This window comes from Pseudomonas sp. TWR2-1-1 (genome assembly GCF_049897045.1).
GTDB lineage: Bacteria > Pseudomonadota > Gammaproteobacteria > Pseudomonadales > Pseudomonadaceae > Aquipseudomonas > Aquipseudomonas versuta.
This window is the reverse complement of sequence record NZ_JAFCVM010000001.1, coordinates 551851-570250: the sequence shown is the minus strand read 5'-3', so window position 1 is coordinate 570250 and position 18400 is coordinate 551851. Positions and strand designations below refer to the sequence as shown.

The 18400-nt window shown below is 57.6% G+C and carries 18 protein-coding genes; 17 read left to right on the top strand and 1 reads right to left on the bottom strand.

What is annotated here, in order from left to right:
* Positions 1 to 27 precede the first annotated feature (27 nt).
* The 14 genes from ACP7BO_RS02715 to ACP7BO_RS02650 all read left to right on the top strand — a co-directional run bounded on the left by ACP7BO_RS02715 (position 28) and on the right by ACP7BO_RS02650 (position 14390).
* Positions 28 to 879, top strand: a complete 852-nt coding sequence (locus ACP7BO_RS02715; protein ID WP_397455861.1) for an MIP/aquaporin family protein — start codon at positions 28 to 30, stop codon at positions 877 to 879.
* An 87-nt stretch (positions 880 to 966) separates the two neighbouring features.
* On the top strand, positions 967 to 2472 hold the full coding sequence (gene glpK / locus ACP7BO_RS02710) for a glycerol kinase GlpK (RefSeq protein WP_060690882.1): 1506 nt from the start codon (positions 967 to 969) through the stop codon (positions 2470 to 2472).
* 138 nt (positions 2473 to 2610) lie between these two features.
* Positions 2611 to 3366 carry a DeoR family transcriptional regulator gene (locus ACP7BO_RS02705; protein ID WP_060690881.1) on the top strand — a complete coding sequence of 252 codons (756 nt, stop codon included), beginning with the start codon at positions 2611 to 2613 and terminating at the stop codon, positions 3364 to 3366.
* Between the two features lie 258 nt (positions 3367 to 3624).
* Positions 3625 to 5163, top strand: coding sequence for a glycerol-3-phosphate dehydrogenase (gene glpD / locus ACP7BO_RS02700; protein ID WP_426208496.1), 1539 nt, complete (start codon positions 3625 to 3627; stop codon positions 5161 to 5163).
* A 362-nt stretch (positions 5164 to 5525) separates the two neighbouring features.
* A complete protein-coding gene (locus ACP7BO_RS02695; protein ID WP_060690879.1) occupies positions 5526 to 6446 on the top strand; it encodes a glutamate/aspartate ABC transporter substrate-binding protein in 921 nt (306 codons plus the stop codon).
* Positions 6447 to 6649: 203 nt separating this feature from the next.
* Entirely contained in the window at positions 6650 to 7396 is a 747-nt protein-coding gene (locus ACP7BO_RS02690) for an amino acid ABC transporter permease (RefSeq protein ID WP_060690878.1), read from the top strand.
* On the top strand, positions 7396 to 8070 hold the full coding sequence (locus ACP7BO_RS02685) for an amino acid ABC transporter permease (protein WP_060690877.1): 675 nt from the start codon (positions 7396 to 7398) through the stop codon (positions 8068 to 8070). The genes ACP7BO_RS02690 and ACP7BO_RS02685 overlap by 1 nt, the downstream gene beginning before the upstream one ends.
* Positions 8067 to 8801, top strand: coding sequence for an amino acid ABC transporter ATP-binding protein (locus ACP7BO_RS02680; protein ID WP_060690876.1), 735 nt, complete (start codon positions 8067 to 8069; stop codon positions 8799 to 8801). Before ACP7BO_RS02685 ends, ACP7BO_RS02680 begins: the two co-directional genes overlap by 4 nt.
* A 156-nt stretch (positions 8802 to 8957) precedes the next feature.
* Entirely contained in the window at positions 8958 to 10862 is a 1905-nt protein-coding gene (locus tag ACP7BO_RS02675) for a sensor histidine kinase (RefSeq protein WP_073508908.1), read from the top strand.
* Entirely contained in the window at positions 10859 to 12184 is a 1326-nt protein-coding gene (locus tag ACP7BO_RS02670) for a sigma-54-dependent transcriptional regulator (protein WP_073508909.1), read from the top strand. The genes ACP7BO_RS02675 and ACP7BO_RS02670 overlap by 4 nt, the downstream gene beginning before the upstream one ends.
* An 8-nt stretch (positions 12185 to 12192) precedes the next feature.
* Positions 12193 to 12519: a GlpM family protein gene (locus tag ACP7BO_RS02665; RefSeq protein WP_171970561.1), complete on the top strand. Its 327-nt coding sequence runs from the start codon at positions 12193 to 12195 to the stop codon at positions 12517 to 12519.
* A 149-nt stretch (positions 12520 to 12668) separates the two neighbouring features.
* The gene (locus tag ACP7BO_RS02660; protein WP_426208492.1) at positions 12669 to 13589 is read left to right on the top strand and encodes an arginase; all 921 of its coding nucleotides are present in this window, start codon (positions 12669 to 12671) and stop codon (positions 13587 to 13589) included.
* Positions 13586 to 13960, top strand: coding sequence for a transporter (locus tag ACP7BO_RS02655; RefSeq protein ID WP_060690871.1), 375 nt, complete (start codon positions 13586 to 13588; stop codon positions 13958 to 13960). Before ACP7BO_RS02660 ends, ACP7BO_RS02655 begins: the two co-directional genes overlap by 4 nt.
* Before the next feature lie 10 nt (positions 13961 to 13970).
* Positions 13971 to 14390, top strand: coding sequence for an EamA family transporter (locus ACP7BO_RS02650; protein ID WP_426208490.1), 420 nt, complete (start codon positions 13971 to 13973; stop codon positions 14388 to 14390).
* 65 nt (positions 14391 to 14455) lie between these two features.
* On the opposite strand, the gene ACP7BO_RS02645 is transcribed toward ACP7BO_RS02650, so the two are convergent.
* Complete coding sequence (locus tag ACP7BO_RS02645; RefSeq protein WP_426208488.1) at positions 14456 to 15220, bottom strand: MipA/OmpV family protein; 765 nt, start codon at positions 15218 to 15220, stop codon at positions 14456 to 14458.
* Positions 15221 to 15446: 226 nt separating this feature from the next.
* On the opposite strand from ACP7BO_RS02645, the gene ACP7BO_RS02640 reads away from it, so the two are divergent.
* From ACP7BO_RS02640 to ACP7BO_RS02630, 3 genes are read left to right on the top strand one after another with little or no spacing between them, the layout of a single operon-like run.
* Entirely contained in the window at positions 15447 to 16142 is a 696-nt protein-coding gene (locus tag ACP7BO_RS02640) for an MtnX-like HAD-IB family phosphatase (protein WP_060690869.1), read from the top strand.
* Positions 16135 to 17529, top strand: a complete 1395-nt coding sequence (locus ACP7BO_RS02635; protein ID WP_060690868.1) for an aspartate aminotransferase family protein — start codon at positions 16135 to 16137, stop codon at positions 17527 to 17529. The genes ACP7BO_RS02640 and ACP7BO_RS02635 overlap by 8 nt, the downstream gene beginning before the upstream one ends.
* Positions 17526 to 18392, top strand: a complete 867-nt coding sequence (locus tag ACP7BO_RS02630) for an alpha/beta hydrolase (protein ID WP_426208485.1) — start codon at positions 17526 to 17528, stop codon at positions 18390 to 18392. Before ACP7BO_RS02635 ends, ACP7BO_RS02630 begins: the two co-directional genes overlap by 4 nt.
* Positions 18393 to 18400 lie beyond the last annotated feature (8 nt).

Below are 18400 nucleotides of genomic sequence, written 5' to 3'. Positions count from 1 at the left end.
CAAAAAACAAAAAAAACGAGGTTTCAAATGACGACCGCAACCCAGCATCCCACGCTTTCCGGCCAGTGCATGGCCGAGTTTCTCGGCACCGCACTTTTGATATTTTTTGGTACAGGCTGTGTTGCGGCTCTCAAGGTAGGGGGCGCCAGCTTAGGCTTATGGGAAATCAGCATCATCTGGGGTATAGGGGTGAGCATGGCGATTTACCTGACAGCGGGCGTATCGGGTGCACACCTGAACCCGGCCGTCAGCATTGCACTCTGCCTGTTCACCGATTTTGAAAAGCGCAAACTTCCTTTCTACATCATCGCCCAGGTCGCGGGTGCCTTCTGCGCAGCTGCATTGGTGTACACGCTCTACAGCAATTTATTTTTCGATTACGAACAAACTCATCAATTGGTTCGCGGCAGCCAGGCCAGCCTGGACACGGCCTCGGTTTTCTCGACCTATCCGCACCCGGCACTCTCCACCCTGCAAGCCTTCCTCGTCGAAATGGTCATTACCGCTATTCTCATGGGCGTGATCATGGCCCTCACCGATGACAAGAATGGTTTGCCTCGCGGCCCGATGGCGCCGCTGCTGATAGGCTTGCTGATTGCCGTAATTGGCAGCTCGATGGGCCCGCTGACAGGATTTGCAATGAACCCCGCACGTGATTTCGGGCCCAAGCTGATGACGTTCTTTGCTGGCTGGGGTGAGATTTCGCTTACCGGCGGGCGCGATATCCCTTATTTCCTGATTCCGATTTTTGCACCGATCGTGGGTGCCTGCCTCGGCGCAGCCATTTATCGCGGAATGATTGCCCGCCATTTGCCTGCTGTCGAACCTCTGGCAACGCAGACCCAAGCCATCCCAGAGGTGAAAACCCAGGCTTCCTGATAGAACCGTTGAAACGGGGCTCACGAGACTACTGCCCGTACCCTTCTCGAGCCCTGAACCTATTACTTAATTCTGCAAGGCACTCAAATGACCGACATTCAGAATAAGAACTACATCATTGCGCTGGACCAAGGCACCACCAGTTCGCGAGCGATCATCTTCGATCGTGACGCAAACGTGGTCTGCACCGCGCAACGCGAGTTCCAGCAGCACTATCCGCAACCAGGCTGGGTTGAACATGACCCGATGGAAATCTTCGCCACCCAAAGCGCGGTGATGGTCGAAGCTCTGGCCCAGGCCGGCCTGCATCATGATCAAGTGGCTGCTATCGGCATCACTAACCAGCGGGAAACCACCGTTGTCTGGGACAAAATCAGCGGGCGTCCGATCTACAACGCTATCGTCTGGCAGTGCCGACGCAGTACAGAGATCTGCGAGCAGCTCAAGCGCGACGGCCACGAGCAATACATCAGCGACACCACCGGCCTGGTAACCGACCCGTACTTTTCGGGCACCAAGCTGAAGTGGATCCTGGACAACGTCGAAGGCAGCCGCGAACGTGCACGTAATGGCGAACTGCTGTTCGGCACCATCGACAGCTGGCTGATCTGGAAATTTACCGGCGGCAAAACCCACGTCACCGACTACACCAACGCTTCGCGCACCATGCTCTTCAACATCCACACGCTGGAGTGGGATGCCAAGATGCTGGAGGTGCTGGACGTCCCGCGCGAAATGTTGCCTGAAGTCAAATCGTCTTCGGAAATCTACGGCCGCACTAAAAGCGGTATCGCCATCGGCGGTATTGCCGGTGACCAACAGGCCGCGCTGTTTGGCCAGATGTGCGTTGAGCCGGGCCAGGCCAAAAACACCTACGGAACTGGCTGCTTCCTCCTGATGAACACCGGTTCCAAGGCCGTCAAATCTTCACACGGCATGCTGACCACCATTGCCTGCGGCCCACGAGGCGAAGTGGCTTACGCGCTGGAAGGCGCAGTATTCAACGGTGGCTCCACCGTGCAGTGGCTGCGCGACGAGTTGAAAATAATCAACGACGCGCATGACACCGAGTATTTCGCCAACAAGGTCAAAGACAGCAATGGCGTGTACCTGGTACCGGCTTTCACCGGCCTGGGCGCTCCCTACTGGGACCCGTATGCACGCGGCGCATTGTTCGGTCTGACCCGCGGAGTACGCGTGGATCACATCATTCGTGCAGCGCTCGAATCAATTGCCTACCAGACACGCGACGTGCTGGATGCCATGCAGCAAGACTCGGGCGAGCGTCTCAAAGCCTTGCGCGTAGATGGCGGCGCTGTAGCCAACAACTTCCTGATGCAGTTCCAGGCCGACATTCTCGGCACCATGGTCGAGCGTCCGAAAATGCGTGAAACCACTGCCTTGGGCGCAGCCTATCTGGCGGGTCTGGCCTGCGGTTTCTGGGGCAGCCTGGAAGAGTTGCGAGGTAAAGCCGTGATTGAACGCGAGTTCGAACCTACGCTTGAGGAAGCCTGTAAAGAGAAGCTCTACGCTGGCTGGAAAAAGGCCGTGAGCCGTACACGCGACTGGGAACCCCACGAAGAAAGCAACTAAGCACTTTGCAGTACGCAAGCAGCGAACACTTCAGGTGTTCACTGCTTGCGCCTGTGTTTCATGGCACCTGCGAGTAGCAGGCGACGCTTTCCTGCGGCATCATGGGCGAATTTTGCTTCGCCGCCCAAAGGAAACTCCATGAATCTGCCTCCACGCCAACAGCAGATCCTCGAACTCGTTCGCGAGCGCGGCTACGTCAGCATCGAGGAAATGGCTCAGTTGTTCGTCGTTACACCGCAGACCATCCGTCGCGACATCAATCAATTGGCAGAAGCCGATCTGTTACGTCGTTATCACGGTGGCGCAGCCTATGACTCCAGCGTTGAAAACACCGCCTACGCCATGCGCGCCGACCAGATGCGCGATGAAAAGCGCCGCATTGGCGAAGCCATCGCTGCCCAGATTCCTGATCACGCCTCGATTTTCATCAATATCGGCACCACCACCGAGTCGATAGCCCGGGCGCTGCTCAACCATAACCACCTGAAAATCATCACCAACAACCTGCATGTCGCTTCGATCCTGAGCGCCAAGGATGATTTCGAAGTCCTGATAGCCGGCGGCAACGTGCGTCGTGATGGCGGCATCGTGGGCCAGGCCAGCGTCGACTTTATCAACCAGTTCAAGTTTGACTTTGCTCTGGTAGGTATCAGCGGTATCGATTCAGACGGTAGCCTGCTGGATTTCGACTACCAGGAAGTGCGCGTTTCCCAGGCCATTATCGCCAATGCCCGACAGACCATCCTCGCCGCTGACTCCAGTAAATTTGGCCGCAACGCGATGGTTCGCCTTGGCCCGATCAGCCTGATTGATTGCCTGGTCACCGACCAGCCGCCGGTACCGGAGCTGGCGCAACTGCTCGCCCAGCACAAGATCCGGCTGGAAGTGGTGTAACACCAGCGCTCCATCTTCCCTTCAGAAGCGAGCTTGCCTCGCGATAGCAGCAACGCGGTCAGGTCAAACCCTGCGTTGCCTGAATCGCGGGGCAAGCTCGCGCCTACAGTAAATGTTCGAAATTCTTCTTTTCATCATCCTTCGATGAGTTTTTTCAATCGAAGCAGGCTGGCCGTGGGCGCATTTATCCGCTACCATTTTCGAAAATGAACATTAATGTTCGAATTCAAATAAGCGTAAAGAACGCGAGGCCTACATATGTCCCTGACCACCTTGCCTGCCACTCCCCTCTCCGAGGTTTATGATGTTGCCGTGATTGGCGGTGGAATCAACGGCGTAGGAATCGCGGCAGACGCTGCCGGTCGCGGCTTGTCTGTGTTCCTTTGCGAAAAAGACGATCTGGCCAGCCACACCTCGTCTGCCAGCAGCAAGTTGATTCACGGTGGCCTGCGCTACCTGGAGCATTACGAATTCCGCCTGGTGCGCGAAGCACTGGCCGAACGCGAAGTGTTGCTGGCCAAAGCCCCGCACATCGTTAAACCCATGCGCTTTGTCTTGCCTCACCGCCCGCACCTGCGCCCGGCCTGGATGATTCGTGCCGGCCTGTTTCTGTATGACCATTTGGGCAAGCGTGAAAAGCTCGCCGGTTCTACCAGTCTCAAGTTCGGTGCCGACAGCCCGTTAAAAGCAGAAATCACCAAGGGCTTTGAATACTCGGACTGCTGGGTGGATGACGCTCGCCTTGTAGTACTGAACGCCATGGCAGCGCGGGAAAAAGGTGCGCATGTTCACACCCAAACCCGCTGCGTCGGTGCTCGTCGCAGCAAAGGCTTGTGGGAGCTGAACCTGGAGCGGGCCGACGGCAGCCTGTTCTCGATTCGCGCCAAGGCGTTGGTAAACGCCGCAGGGCCCTGGGTCGCCAAATTCATCAAAGACGATCTCAAGCTCGACTCGCCCTACGGCATTCGCCTGATTCAGGGCAGCCACCTGATCGTTCCGAAACTGTATGACGCACCAAACGCATTCATCCTGCAGAACGAAGACCAGCGGATCGTCTTCACCATTCCGTACATGGACCAGTTCACCATCATTGGTACCACTGACCGCGAATACACCGGCGACCCGGCCAAAGTCAGCATCACCGAAGAAGAAACCGACTATCTGCTCAATGTGGTCAATGCTCACTTCAAACAACAGGTAAGCCGTGCCGATATTCTGCGCACCTACTCCGGCGTTCGCCCGCTGTGCAATGACGAGTCGGACAACCCGTCGGCGGTCACTCGTGATTACACCCTGGCACTGTCCGGCGTACCGGGCGAAGCACCATTGCTGTCTGTGTTTGGCGGCAAGCTGACCACCTACCGCAAACTGGCCGAGTCGGCCATGGCGCAACTGGCCCCGTTCTTCAGCCAGATCAAGCCAAGCTGGACCGCCAAAGCAACACTGCCGGGCGCAGAGAACATGACGACCCCGCAAGCCCTGAGCGCTGCTCTGACCAGCAAATACAGCTGGCTGGATGCTGCCATTGCCAAGCGCTGGGCTATCACCTATGGCAGCCGCTCATGGAACCTGCTGGAGGGCATGCAGGGCTTGAGCGACATGGGTGAGCACATCGGCAGCGGTCTCTACAGCCGTGAAGTCGATTACCTGTGCAGCCAGGAATGGGCACTGGATGCGCAAGACATCCTATGGCGCCGGACCAAACTGGGGTTGTTCACCACTGCCCAGGAGCAGGAACACCTGGTGCAATACATGGCCACGCTGGACTTGAAGCATCGCAAGGTCGAAGCCGCTTAAAACTTGACGCCCCCTGCAGGAGCAAGCCTGCAGGGGGACGTAGTGCACCGTTTCAACTGTCAACCGGGTACCTTCATCGCGAGCAGGTTTGCTCCTGCAGGCACCCTGCCCCATTCGGTTTTCCGAACAGCCCGACGCGCATTGATTCGGCTTTCCGGGCATTCTCTCCTAAAGCCTCTCCCTTATATATTTAAAAACCCTTATAAATCAGCTAGTTAACTATAACTCGCACGATTGGCATGACTCATGCTCTACACTCAGGGCCGAATGCTTAAACAGCGCTAAAGCCTGTTGGGTCATTCCTAGTACAAAAAGGGTCCGTAAACGGGCTCAATAAAAAAAACAATGTCGAGGAAACACCGATGCGCATCGTTCCGCAACTTTTGAGCGCAGCAATTGCTGCAGCTCTGATTAGCACTCCAGTTTTTGCAGCCGAATTGACCGGCACACTGAAGAAAATCAAAGAATCCGGCACCATCACCCTCGGGCATCGTGACTCCTCCATCCCGTTCTCTTACATCGCAGACGGCTCCGGCAAGCCGGTTGGCTACTCCCACGATGTGCAACTGGCAATCGTCGAAGGGCTGAAAAAGCAACTCGACATGCCCGACCTCAAGGTCAAGTACAACCTGGTCACCTCCCAGACCCGTATCCCGCTGGTACAGAACGGCACCGTTGACGTTGAGTGTGGTTCCACCACCAACAATGCTGAACGCGCCCAGCAAGTGGATTTTTCGGTCGGCATCTTCGAAATCGGTACTCGCCTGCTGTCCAAAAAAGACTCGCCTTACAAGGACTTCGCTGACCTGAAAGGTAAAAACGTAGTCACCACCGCAGGCACTACTTCCGAGCGCATCCTCAAGGCGATGAACGCCGACAAGCAGATGGGCATGAACGTGATCTCGGCAAAAGACCACGGCGAAGCCTTCAACATGCTTGAGTCGGGCCGCGCTGTAGCCTTCATGATGGACGACGCCCTGCTGGCCGGTGAAATGGCCAAGGCCAAGAAGCCAACTGACTGGGCCGTGACCGGTACGCCACAGTCGTACGAAATTTATGGCTGCATGCTGCGCAAAGGCGATCCAGACTTCAAGAAAGCGGTGGATGACGCCATTGTTGGGTATTACAAGTCGGGCGACGTCAATAAATCCTATGCCAAATGGTTCCAGTCGCCGATCCCGCCTAAAGGCCTGAATCTCGACTTCCCGATGAGCAAAGAGCTCAAAGAGCTGATCGCCAACCCGAACGACAAACCAGCACCTGAAGAAAAACCGGCGGCCTGATTACTGACCGCTGAGTCTCCCGGGCGTGAGTCATCGCGCCCGGGACTTGCTGACCACCTGTTGTACTGGCTTCTTACTGCATTAGAGAGCACTCGAACCCCTGGTTATCGAGCGGGTTGAGTGTGCCCGGCGACCCTGTCGGGTGAGAACGGATTCCCTGAAGCAAGTGCTTTTTTATAGACCCATCTGAGGGGAGACCCTGCATGAATTACAACTGGGACTGGAGCGTATTTTTCAAGTCCACCGGCATAGGCAGCGAGACGTATCTCGACTGGTTTATCTCCGGCCTGGGCTGGACCATCGCGATCGCTGTTGTCGCCTGGATTGTTGCCCTGATACTGGGTTCACTGCTGGGCGTGATGCGCACCATGCCGAACCGTCTGGTATCGGGCATCGCCACGGTTTACGTGGAAATTTTCCGTAACGTACCGCTTCTGGTGCAGCTGTTTATCTGGTACTTCCTGGTACCCGATCTGCTGCCTGCCAATCTGCAGGAGTGGTACAAACAAGACCTCAACCCGACCACCTCGGCTTACTTGAGCGTTGTTGTGTGTCTGGGGCTGTTCACTGCGGCACGGGTTTGCGAGCAAGTACGTACCGGTATTCAGGCGCTACCCCACGGGCAAGAAGCCGCCGCACGCGCCATGGGCTTTAGCCTGTCGCAGATCTACTGGAACGTGCTGCTGCCACAAGCCTACCGAATCATCATTCCACCGCTCACCTCTGAATTCCTCAACGTGTTCAAGAACTCGTCAGTGGCTTCATTGATCGGCTTGATGGAACTGCTGGCGCAAACCAAACAGACAGCTGAATTCTCCGCCAACCTGTTTGAGGCGTTCACCCTGGCTACGCTGATTTACTTCACCCTGAACATGAGCCTGATGCTGCTGATGCGCCTAATCGAGAAGAAAGTCGCGGTGCCCGGCCTGATGTCATTGGGGGGCAAATAATGGACTTCTTCGATTTCAGCGGGATTGTTCCTGCCCTGCCCGGCCTGTGGAACGGCATGATCATGACCTTGAAGCTCATGGTTCTGGGGGTTATCGGTGGTATTGCTCTGGGTACCGTGCTGGCACTGATGCGGTTGTCGTCGAGCAAGTGGCTGGCCAACCTGGCCGGCGCTTATGTGAACTACTTCCGCTCCATCCCGTTGCTGCTGGTCATTACCTGGTTCTACCTGGCAGTGCCGTTCGTACTGCGCTGGATCACCGGCAAAGACACCCCGATCGGTGCGTTCGAGTCGTGCATGGTGGCGTTCGTCATGTTCGAAGCCGCTTACTTCTGCGAAATCGTGCGGGCCGGCGTACAGGCCATACCAAAAGGCCAGATGGGCGCCGCCAAAGCGCTGGGCATGAGTTACGGCCAGGCCATGCGCCTGATCATCCTGCCTCAGGCCTTTCGCAAAATGACTCCGCTGCTGCTGCAACAGAGCATCATTTTGTTTCAGGACACCTCGCTGGTTTACACCGTTGGCCTTGTGGACTTCCTCAATGCTGCTCGCTCCAATGGCGATATTATCGGCCGCTCCAATGAGTTCCTGATCTTCGCCGGTCTGGTGTATTTCATCATCAGCTTTTCCGCCTCGCTGCTGGTCAAGCGTCTGCAAAAAAGGTTTGCCGTATGATCTCGATCAAGAACATCAACAAGTGGTACGGGGACTTCCAGGTACTGACCGATTGCAGTACTGAAGTCAAAAAAGGCGAAGTGGTTGTAGTCTGCGGCCCGTCCGGCTCCGGTAAATCGACCCTGATCAAGTGCGTCAATGCCCTTGAACCGTTCCAGAAAGGCGACATCGTGGTCGATGGCACTTCGATTGCCGATCCGAAGACCAACCTGCCAAAACTGCGCTCGCGGGTTGGCATGGTGTTCCAGCATTTCGAACTGTTCCCGCACATGACCATCACCGAAAACCTGACGATCGCGCAGATCAAGGTATTGGGGCGCAGCAAGGAAGAAGCCACCAAAAAAGGCCTCGAACTGCTGGAACGCGTTGGCCTGTCGGCGCATGCCCACAAGCACCCGGGGCAACTCTCCGGTGGCCAGCAACAGCGTGTCGCCATTGCCCGCGCGTTGGCCATGGACCCGATCGTGATGCTGTTTGACGAGCCGACCTCTGCCCTCGACCCGGAAATGGTTAACGAAGTACTCGACGTGATGGTGCAACTGGCCCACGAAGGCATGACCATGATGTGCGTCACCCATGAAATGGGTTTTGCACGCAAGGTCGCCAACCGGGTGATCTTCATGGACCAGGGCAAGATCGTCGAAGACTGTGAGAAAGAAGAGTTCTTCGGTGATGTATCGGCCCGTTCCGAGCGGGCCCAGCACTTCCTCGCCAAGATCCTGCAGCACTAAGCAGCACCATTCCCCGCAGGAGCGGGCTTGTCTCGCGAAGATGCGACGCGGTCAATTGGTTAACCGTGTGGCGATCATCGCAAGGCAAGCCCGCTCCTGAAGGAGATTTCTGTTAATCGGCTGCCCTTGCGCAGTGGTTGACCCAAGGCATCTGTGATGAAATGCGACCCCACTCTTTATCGCGGTGCCCCGCCATCACTTGCCGTGAAACCTCGTCTGCTCCGTCATTTGCTGCTACCGCCATTGATCCTGCTGCTAACCGTCGGGCTCGGTTATGCCGGCTATCGCATCAGCGAACACTTTGGCATCCGCAGCCTCAGCGAGAACGGCGAGCGCCAGCTAGAACTCCACGCACGCACTGTCGAGAGCGAACTCGGCAAATACACCTACCTGCCCAGCCTGCTGGAGCTGGAGTCCAGCGTTTCGCAACTGCTGGCTGATCCGACCGCGCAGAACCGGGTTACCGTTAATCAATACCTTGAAGGCCTGAACCGACGCAGCCGCAGCCGGGCAATCTATGTGCTCGACACTACGGGCCGTGTAATGGCCACCAGCAACTGGCGCGATACCGACAGCTATCTGGGTGAAGACCTGTCCTTCCGCGCCTACTTTCAAGACGCAGTACGCGGTCAGCCGGGACGTTTCTACGGGATCGGCAGTACCTCCGGCGAGCCGGGCTACTATCTGGCACATGGCCTGGAAGAACACGGCAAGATCATTGGCGTGGCGGTCATCAAAGTCCGCCTCGAAGCCCTTGAAGAACGCTGGCAACGCGCTCGCCTCGAAGCTTATGTCAGTGATGAAAACGGCATCATCATTCTGTCGAGTGACCCGACCCGTCGCCTGAAATCGGTCCGTCCCCTGACTGCCGACACCAAAGAGCGGCTGGCGCGCAGCCTGCAGTATTACTGGTGGCCGCTTAACGAACTGCAGCCACTTGAGCGCGAGCAACTGGCCGAAGGCGTAGAAACCGTCACCTTTGCCGCCAATAGCGAACTGGTCAAGGATGATAAAGAAGTCAGTTATCTGGCCCAGACCCGAAAACTGAACGACACACCCTGGGAAATAACCCTGCTGACCCCGTTGCAGGATTTGCGTCGAGCAGCCGCCAATCAGGGCATGTTGGTCGCCGTCGCCTTTGCCCTGCTGGCCTTCTTGCTGATTGCCTGGAATGAGCGGCGCAAAGTGATTGCCACCAGGCTTGCAGCCCGCGAAGCCCTGCAAGAGGCCAACAATCAGCTGGAACGCAAAATCACTGAGCGCACCGCCCACCTGCGCGCCAGCAACGAACGGCTCAAAGGCCAGATTCGTGAACGCCGCCAGGCCGAAGACACACTGCGCCACGCACAGGACGAACTGGTCCAGGCCGGCAAGCTGGCCGCCATCGGGCAAATGTCTACCAGCATTGCCCATGAACTGAATCAGCCATTGGCCGCCTTGCGCACGCTGTCGGGCAACACCATACGGTTTCTCCAGCGCGGCGACCTGAAGGTAGCGGCGGACAATCTCAACACCATCAACAATCTGGTCGACCGCATGGGCCGCATCACTGCCAACCTGCGCTCTTTTGCCCGGCGCGGCGATGATCAGGGCCAGGCAAGCCTGGAAAAGGCGGTCGACGCGACCTTGCAACTGCTGGCCGTTCGCCTTGAAGCGTCAGCTGTCGAGCTGCATCGCGACTTCAGTGATGTCCAGCTCAAGATCGATCAGACTCGACTGGAGCAAATCCTCGTCAACCTGATCGGCAATGCGCTGGACGCCATGCAAGACCAGGCAGATCCCCCCCGGCTGTGGCTGGAAGGCGAATCCGGCGACGGTAAATATCGCCTGCGTGTTCGCGATAACGGTCCCGGTATTGACCCCGAAAGCCGAAAACACCTGTTTGAACCTTTCTTCACCACCAAACCAGGCGAGCAGGGCCTGGGCCTGGGCTTGACCCTGTCGGCCAGTCTGGCCGCCGCCGCCGGAGGTAACCTCAGTGTCGAATTCCCGGCCACCGGTGGTGCCGCGTTTGTCCTCTTATTACCGCTGTTGCAACCCGCTAAGGCCGAGCCGATATGAATAACGAGCTGACCGTCCTGATTGTCGAAGACGACCCCCATGTCCTGCTCGGATGCCAGCAGGCGCTGGCACTGGAAGATATTCGCAGCGAAGGCGTGAGCAGTGCCGAACAGGCACTGGCAATGGTCGGGGACAATTTCCCCGGCATTGTCATCAGTGACATCCGACTGCCGGGAATTGATGGCCTGGAGCTGCTTAAACGGCTCAAGGCGCGTGATCGCAGTCTGCCGGTGGTCCTGATTACAGGCCACGGCGATATTTCGATGGCCGTGGGAGCCATGCGCGATGGCGCCTATGACTTTATGGAAAAACCGTTTTCTCCGGAACGGCTGGTCGATATCGCCCGCCGGGCACTGGAGCAACGCGGCTTGGCCCGTGAAGTGTGGTCACTACGCCGGCAACTGGCCGAGCGTGACTCCCTTGAAGGCCGGATCATCGGCCGCTCGCCTGCCATGCAGCAATTACGCGAATTGATCGCCAACGTCGCCGACACCTCTGCCAACGTGCTGATTGAAGGCGAAACCGGTACTGGCAAGGAGCTGGTCGCCCGCTGTCTGCATGACTTCAGCCGCCGCCAGCCCCGGCAGTTTGTTGCGCTTAACTGCGGCGGGCTACCGGAAAACCTGTTTGAAAGCGAGATATTCGGCCACGAAGCCAATGCCTTCACCGGGGCCGGGAAACGCCGGATCGGCAAGATCGAACATGCCGACGGCGGCACCCTGTTTCTCGACGAAGTTGAAAGCATGCCGCTCAACCTGCAGATCAAACTGCTGCGGGTATTGCAGGAGCGCTCGCTGGAACGCCTGGGCTCCAACCAAAGCATCGATGTCGACTGCCGGGTGATCGCCGCCACCAAGTCCGACCTGGATCAACTGAGCAAAGCCAGCCAGTTTCGCAGCGACCTCTATTACCGCTTGAATGTAGTGACGCTCGAGCTACCGCCTCTGCGCGAACGGCGCGAAGACATCCTGCAACTGTTCGAATACTTCCTGCAGCAATCATCCCTGCGCTTCGACCGGGAGGCCCCCGAACTGGACAACCAGACCCTGTCCAACCTGATGAGCCATGACTGGCCGGGCAACGTGCGCGAACTGCGCAACGTGGCAGAGCGCTTTGCCCTAGGCCTGCCGGCCTTCAAAAAATCGGGCAGCAACGCAGCCCAGGGGTTGGGTTTTTCAGAAGCGGTGGAAGCGTTCGAGCGCAACCTGCTCAATGATGCGCTACAACGCAGCGGCGGTAACCTGACCCAGGCCAGCCAGGAATTGGGCATGGCTAAAACCACGCTATTCGACAAAGTAAAAAAATACGGGCTGGCTCACTGATGGATCTGATTCTAAAAGCTGCACTGGGCGCCGCCGTGGTCATCATCCTGGCGATGCTGGCAAAAACCAGAAACTACTACATCGCAGGGCTGGTCCCACTGTTCCCGACCTTCGCCCTGATTGCCCATTACATCGTCGGCAAAGGGCGATCGCTGGACGACCTGAAAACCACCATCGTCTTCGGCATGTGGTCGATCATTCCCTACTTCGTCTACCTCGCGGCGCTCTACGTACTGGTGGACCGCATGCGCCTAGAAGCGTCACTGGCACTCGCCGCCGTAGCCTGGCTGATTGCCGCGACCATACTGGTCAGTGTCTGGGTGCGGTTGCACTGACCAGGAGTGGGTGTTCGCGATAGCAAAGCCGAACAAGCTCCCTCCCGCAGAAACCCACTCCCGCAAATATTCTGGCCCGTCCCTTGCATTTACCCCCTAAAGCCCGCCCGGCCTGACCTGGCGGCGAATACACGGGGGTAGATAACACATTGAATATTCTAGATCTTGATCACAGCCTGACTGCTCAAGCGCCTATTGCGCTGCGGTTGGCCGATGGTCGTGCCACTCGCCTTGATTTACTGGAGCTGGGCCCGAAATTGCGGCTATGGTCCAGCGAACGCAACTATCAACGCTTCATCAAAGCCTTGCAAAACCTCCCCGAACGACCGGCACACAAGCCAGAGATATTCTTCGTCGGCTCCGGTGATTACCACCATCTGACACCGGCTTTGCTGGCAGACCTTGCAGAGCCGGTCACGCTGATCCACTTCGACAATCACCCTGACTGGGTACGCTTTGCCCCCCGCCGGCATTGCGGTTCATGGATCAACCGGGCCCTGAAGCTGCCAAACATCCAGCGTATCGTCACCCTTGGCCCCTGCAGCGATGACCTGCAAAGTCCGCAGTTCAAGGGCGCCAACCTGGGGGCCTTGCGCAGCGGGGCTCTGCAATTGTTCCCCTGGCAACACGCGCCCACCAAAGTCTGGGGCCGAATCGGCGATGGCGCGGGCCATGAGCAACACGAAAATCATCTGCACTGGCGCAACCTGGCCGATCTGGACTGGCCAACCTTTATCGACGGCCTGATCCAGAGCCTGCCAACCCCCGCCGTGTGGATCACCATCGACAAAGACGTGCTGGCCAGCGAAGACGCTGCCACCAATTGGGATCAGGGCGGCATGCGCCTTACCCACTTGCTGCATGCCATCCGTGCCCTGGCCGCCAGCAAGCGCGTACTGGGAATCGACGTATGCGGCGAGTTCGCCAGGGCGCCCCACCGCAACCTGCTCAAACGCTGGGAGGCCAGGTCCGATCAGCCTGCACCAGAGCGCTGGAGTGAGGCCGACTTGCTGCGCAACTCCACCACCAACAAAGCCCTTATTTCACTGTTTGAGGAACTGTTCCCGTGACTTTGATTGTTATTGCGCTAGTAGCGTTTTCTATCGTGCTCGATGTAATCGGCCAACTGTGTTTCAAAATCGGCCTCGACCGATTACCCGAACTCGAAGGCGGCTTTCGCCTGAATGCCTTCTGGGGCCAAGTCTTCCAGGCGCCCATGCTGTGGGCGGGCATCGGCGCCTACGTGATCGAGTTTTTCATCTGGCTCGAAGCGTTGTCGCGGGCACCGCTGAGTTTGTTGTTTCCGGCCGCGGCGCTGGCGTATTGCGGAGTGGTCTACGCCGGCAAGGTGTTTCTTGGCGAGCACGTCAGCCGTCGCCGCTGGATGGGCACTCTGGTGATTACCCTCGGCGTGTTGCTGGTCTGCATCGCCGGAGCTTAGGAGATAAATCATGCAAAACACTGAACCGATGAATCAGCCACATAATGGATGGCTGCATGGCCGTCTGGGTACCGTTGTACTGTGGGCTCTGCTGATCTTCCTCGAAAGCGCTGGGCAGATCGCGACCAAAGTCGGCGGCGATCAGTTGGGCAATATGGATTTCACCCTGCAATGGCTGCAAGACGTCATGCTGAACCCCGGGGTATGGGCAGCCATTGCCTGCTATATCGGGGCATTTTTCGTATGGATGCTGATATTGCGCCGCAGCAGTCTGTCGCTGGCATTTCCACTGAGTTCGTTGGTATTCGTAGGAGTGTTGCTGGGGTCATGGCTGTGCCTGGGCGAGCACATCAGCACACTGCACTGGGTGGGCGTGGCGGTGATCATTGGCGGAATTGCCTTGCTGGCTGACGGCGAGCCGGAGCACTGAGAGATCGACCGCACAGCTGAGGGAGCCGGCGTGCCGGCCCCCTCAAAAACAAGGGTGCCTGTGCTTTAGAATTTATAACTGACCGCGGTCTGCACCGAGCCCTGATTCACATCGCCTTGCTCTCTGACGATGCTGCTGTCGGCCGCCGAGCCCACCAGGCGAACCCAGCTGACGCTGGCCACCAGCGACCAATGCTGCGCCAGCGGGAATTCCACGTTCTGGGTCAGCGTCACATTCTGGAAGCCACCGCTGGCGTGATAGGCAGAGATCCCTGAAGCCTGGGCTTCACTGGCGCTGACGCCAAAGAAAGTCGACATTTGCCGACCATCTGCAAAGTGCGCCGCCAACTGGCTGCTGCCAATAATCCCCAGCCCCAGGGGATAACCCAGCTCACCGCCCACTTGGCCCAGTAACCCGCCCTGCCCGCCGCTACCGCCTACGGCCTGGCCCAGTTGCGCATACACACGCCAGAACTCGGCAGGGCTGTATTGCACAAATCCGCCCAGCAGGGCCATATCCGATACATCGCGCAATCCTCGCAGCGAACCGTTGGCGTTACGCCCCGACAAGTAATTGATAAAGGGCCCCGCACTCCAGCCATCCGTCTTTAAGGCGCTCCAGGTCAGGCCATCGTCGGTATCAAGGCTGACATCGCCCCAGTCCACATCGAAATACGGCAACGGCACCGTCTGATAGCGACTGCCACTTGGATCGGACGGCTGATAGCCAATCCCGACCCCGACTTCTCCACTGGGACCATCCGCAGCATGTGCCCCAGCACCAACACTCAACAATGTGAGAAACAAAAAAACAGGCGCTGAGGTTTTCATTACGAAACTTCCATAAAAATTCATGCGCGCATAAATCCATTTTTTGAACATTCGGCGCAAGCACTGATGTTGTTTGTAGCAAGCTACAAAAATTGTAGCTTGCTGCTGCCTTTTTACCGCACCCCATTGCCAAAGCCCCGGCCCATGGGGCTTTGGCAAGTTGGCACAGTCCATGCTCTGTCCTGTATATGCGCAAAGTGCGCGTCTCCTCAACAGGACAATGCAGATGATGCAATGGCATATCGTGTGTGATTTCGACGGGACCATCACCCGTACCGATGTCATCGACAACATTCTTCAACGCTTCGCCGACCCCAGCTGGGAAGCGATCGAAGATCAATGGGTCAAAGGTGAAATTGGTTCGCGGGAATGCCTCAGCCGCCAGCTGTCGCTGGTTAAAGCTTCCCCAGCCGAACTGCTGGCTTATTTCGATACGGTTGAGATTGACCCGGACTTTCCGGACTTCGTTGACCACGTCATTGGCCTCGGAGCCTCTATCGAAGTGGTCAGTGACGGTATCGAACAGGGCATCGCGCGCATTCTGGCCCGTAACTACGTGAGCCTGCTGCCGATCCTCGCCAACCGCCTGCGCCAGGTCGACCACAACAGTTGGCGCATCGACTTCCCGCATGCAAGCGATGCCTGCCGTGCGGCCTCAGGCAACTGCAAATGCAAAACCACTCCCGGCGGCAAACGCGTGCTGGTGATTGGTGACGGCCGCTCCGACATGTGTGTGGCTGCAAGCGCCGATTTCGTGTTTGCCAAAGACAGCCTCGCCGACCATTGCGAGCGCAACGGCATTCCCTATGCCCGCTTCGACACATTCTCCGAACTGGCGGCCCTGTTCGCCGAATTGCCTAGCAATGCCGCCAACGCACCCCACTATTCTCGTGAACAGCAGGAACTCTTCAATCATGTCTGATATCCGAATCGCTACACCTGAAGACCAGATTCTTCTGGAAAAAGAAGCCAAGTACTGCTCGTACGGCGACACCGTTCATTACATCGAACCGCCACGTATTTTCAGCCGCTGCGAAGGCTCCTACGTGTGGGACACCAGCGACCAGGCTTATCTGGATCTGCAAATGTGGTACTCGGCAGTTAACTTCGGTTACTCCAATCCGCGCTTGAACAACGCACTGAAACAACAGATAGATACCCTGCCGCAGATCGCCAGCCAATACCTGCACAAAGGCAAGATCGAGCTGTCGGAGCGCATCGCGGTCGATGCCAAAAACAAGTTCGGCCTCGACGGTCGCGTGCACTTCAACGTCGGCGGCTCACAGTCCATCGAGGATTCGTTGAAAGTGGTACGTAACGCCACCAACGGTAAAAGCCTGATGTTTGCCTTCGAAGGCGGCTACCACGGCCGAACACTCGGCGCCTCATCGATTACTTCCAGCTACCGCTACCGCCGTCGCTACGGCCACTTCGGCGAACGTGCCAACTTCATCCCCTTCCCGTATCACTTCCGCGGCCCGAAAGGCATGACCAAAGAAGAATATGGCAGCCACTGCGTGCAGCAATTCGCCCGCTTGTTTGAAACCGAATACAACGGCGTATGGGATCCGAAAGTCGGTCAGAGCGAATATGCAGCGTTTTACGTGGAACCGATCCAGGGCACCGGCGGCTATGTGATTCCACCGATGAACTTCTACAGCGAACTCAAGCATGTGCTGGATCAACACGGCATTTTGATGGTGGTCGATGAAATCCAGATGGGCTTCTGGCGCACCGGCAAGCTGTGGTCCATTGAGCACTTCGACGTCAAACCCGACGTGATCGTGTTTGGTAAAGCACTGACCAACGGTCTCAACCCGCTGGGCGGTATCTGGGCCCGTGAGGAGTTGATCAACCCGAAAATTTTCCCGCCTGGCTCGACCCACTCGACCTTCGCCTCCAACCCGCTGGGCACTGCGGTCGGTCTGGAAATGTTCAAAATGACCAGCGAAATCGACTACGGCGCGATGGTCATGGAAAAAGGCAAATACTTCCTGGCAGGTCTGCAGGACTTGCAGAAACGCTACCCGATCATCGGCGACGTCGACGGCCTGGGCCTGGCACTGCGCTGCGAAATCTGCGGCCCGGATGGCTTCACGCCAGACAAAGCAACCCTGGACTACATGGTTGAAGAAGGCATGAAAGGCGACATCGAAATCGACGGCAAGCGCCTGGGTCTGATTCTGGACGTTGGCGGCTACTACAAAAACGTCATCACCCTGGCTCCGTCGCTGGAAATCAGCTACGCCGAAATCGATCTGGGCATCGCCCTGCTCGACCGCCTGCTGCATCGGGCCATGAAACGGTGAACAGTGCAGGGATCGATCTGGGCGAAGGCGACGCCGGTTTCGTTCTCGGCACGGGCGAGGTCGGGATCCTGTTGATCCACGGCCTCACCGGCACCCCGACGGAGTTGCGTCGGGTGGCCCAGGGGCTGGCCAAGGACGGGACGTGCACGGTGTACGTACCGACCCTGGCTGGCCATTGCGGAGACAACAGCGACCTGCAGGCCACCGGCTGGCAAGACTGGTACGAAGGGGTGCGTAAAACCTTCGCCGATGTGCGCCAGCGCCATAGCCAGGTTTTCGTCGGCGGCTTGTCGATGGGGGCCGTGATGTCGATGTACGTAGCCTCCGAGCATCCGGGGCAAGTGGCGGGCTTGTTGATGTATTCCACCACCTTGCGGTACGACGGCTGGAGCATTAACAAACTGGCATTCCTGACTCCGTTGCTGATGGCAATTCCGTTCGGCGTCCACCTGTGCAATTTTGAGGAGAAACCGCCTTACGGGATCAAGAACGAGCGCTTGCGGGCAATCGTTGAACGGCAGATGAAAGCGGGTGAAAGCAGTAATGCCGGGCTACTGACGATGGAAGGCATCACCGTGCGCGAACTGCACCGGATGAACGCCGTGGTAAAAAAACGCATGCCGTCGATCACCACGCCCGCACTGGTGCTGCACTCCATCGAAGACGACATCACCAGCCGCTGGAACGCCGATTACGTGGAGCGCCATCTGGGCGGTCCGGTGACCAAGGTTCTGCTCGACAACTGTTACCACATGATCACCGTCGATCTGCAATACCGTCGCGTGATTGAACTGAGTGCCGCCTTCATCAAGAAAAACAGCACCGTCTCACAGGAACCTGTCGAGTACCTGCAGCAGGCCTGACCCAAGGA

Coding starts and splice junctions, on each gene's coding strand:
- ACP7BO_RS02675 (WP_073508908.1), top strand. CDS start 8,958: ATGAAATGCGACCCCACTCTTTATCGCGGTGCCCCGCCATCACTTGCC.
- ACP7BO_RS02650 (WP_426208490.1), top strand. CDS start 13,971: ATGCAAAACACTGAACCGATGAATCAGCCACATAATGGATGGCTGCAT.
- ACP7BO_RS02690 (WP_060690878.1), top strand. CDS start 6,650: ATGAATTACAACTGGGACTGGAGCGTATTTTTCAAGTCCACCGGCATA.
- ACP7BO_RS02640 (WP_060690869.1), top strand. CDS start 15,447: ATGATGCAATGGCATATCGTGTGTGATTTCGACGGGACCATCACCCGT.
- ACP7BO_RS02680 (WP_060690876.1), top strand. CDS start 8,067: ATGATCTCGATCAAGAACATCAACAAGTGGTACGGGGACTTCCAGGTA.
- ACP7BO_RS02715 (WP_397455861.1), top strand. CDS start 28: ATGACGACCGCAACCCAGCATCCCACGCTTTCCGGCCAGTGCATGGCC.
- ACP7BO_RS02670 (WP_073508909.1), top strand. CDS start 10,859: ATGAATAACGAGCTGACCGTCCTGATTGTCGAAGACGACCCCCATGTC.
- ACP7BO_RS02635 (WP_060690868.1), top strand. CDS start 16,135: ATGTCTGATATCCGAATCGCTACACCTGAAGACCAGATTCTTCTGGAA.
- glpD (WP_426208496.1), top strand. CDS start 3,625: ATGTCCCTGACCACCTTGCCTGCCACTCCCCTCTCCGAGGTTTATGAT.
- ACP7BO_RS02705 (WP_060690881.1), top strand. CDS start 2,611: ATGAATCTGCCTCCACGCCAACAGCAGATCCTCGAACTCGTTCGCGAG.
- ACP7BO_RS02685 (WP_060690877.1), top strand. CDS start 7,396: ATGGACTTCTTCGATTTCAGCGGGATTGTTCCTGCCCTGCCCGGCCTG.
- glpK (WP_060690882.1), top strand. CDS start 967: ATGACCGACATTCAGAATAAGAACTACATCATTGCGCTGGACCAAGGC.
- ACP7BO_RS02695 (WP_060690879.1), top strand. CDS start 5,526: ATGCGCATCGTTCCGCAACTTTTGAGCGCAGCAATTGCTGCAGCTCTG.
- ACP7BO_RS02645 (WP_426208488.1), bottom strand. CDS start 15,220: ATGAAAACCTCAGCGCCTGTTTTTTTGTTTCTCACATTGTTGAGTGTT.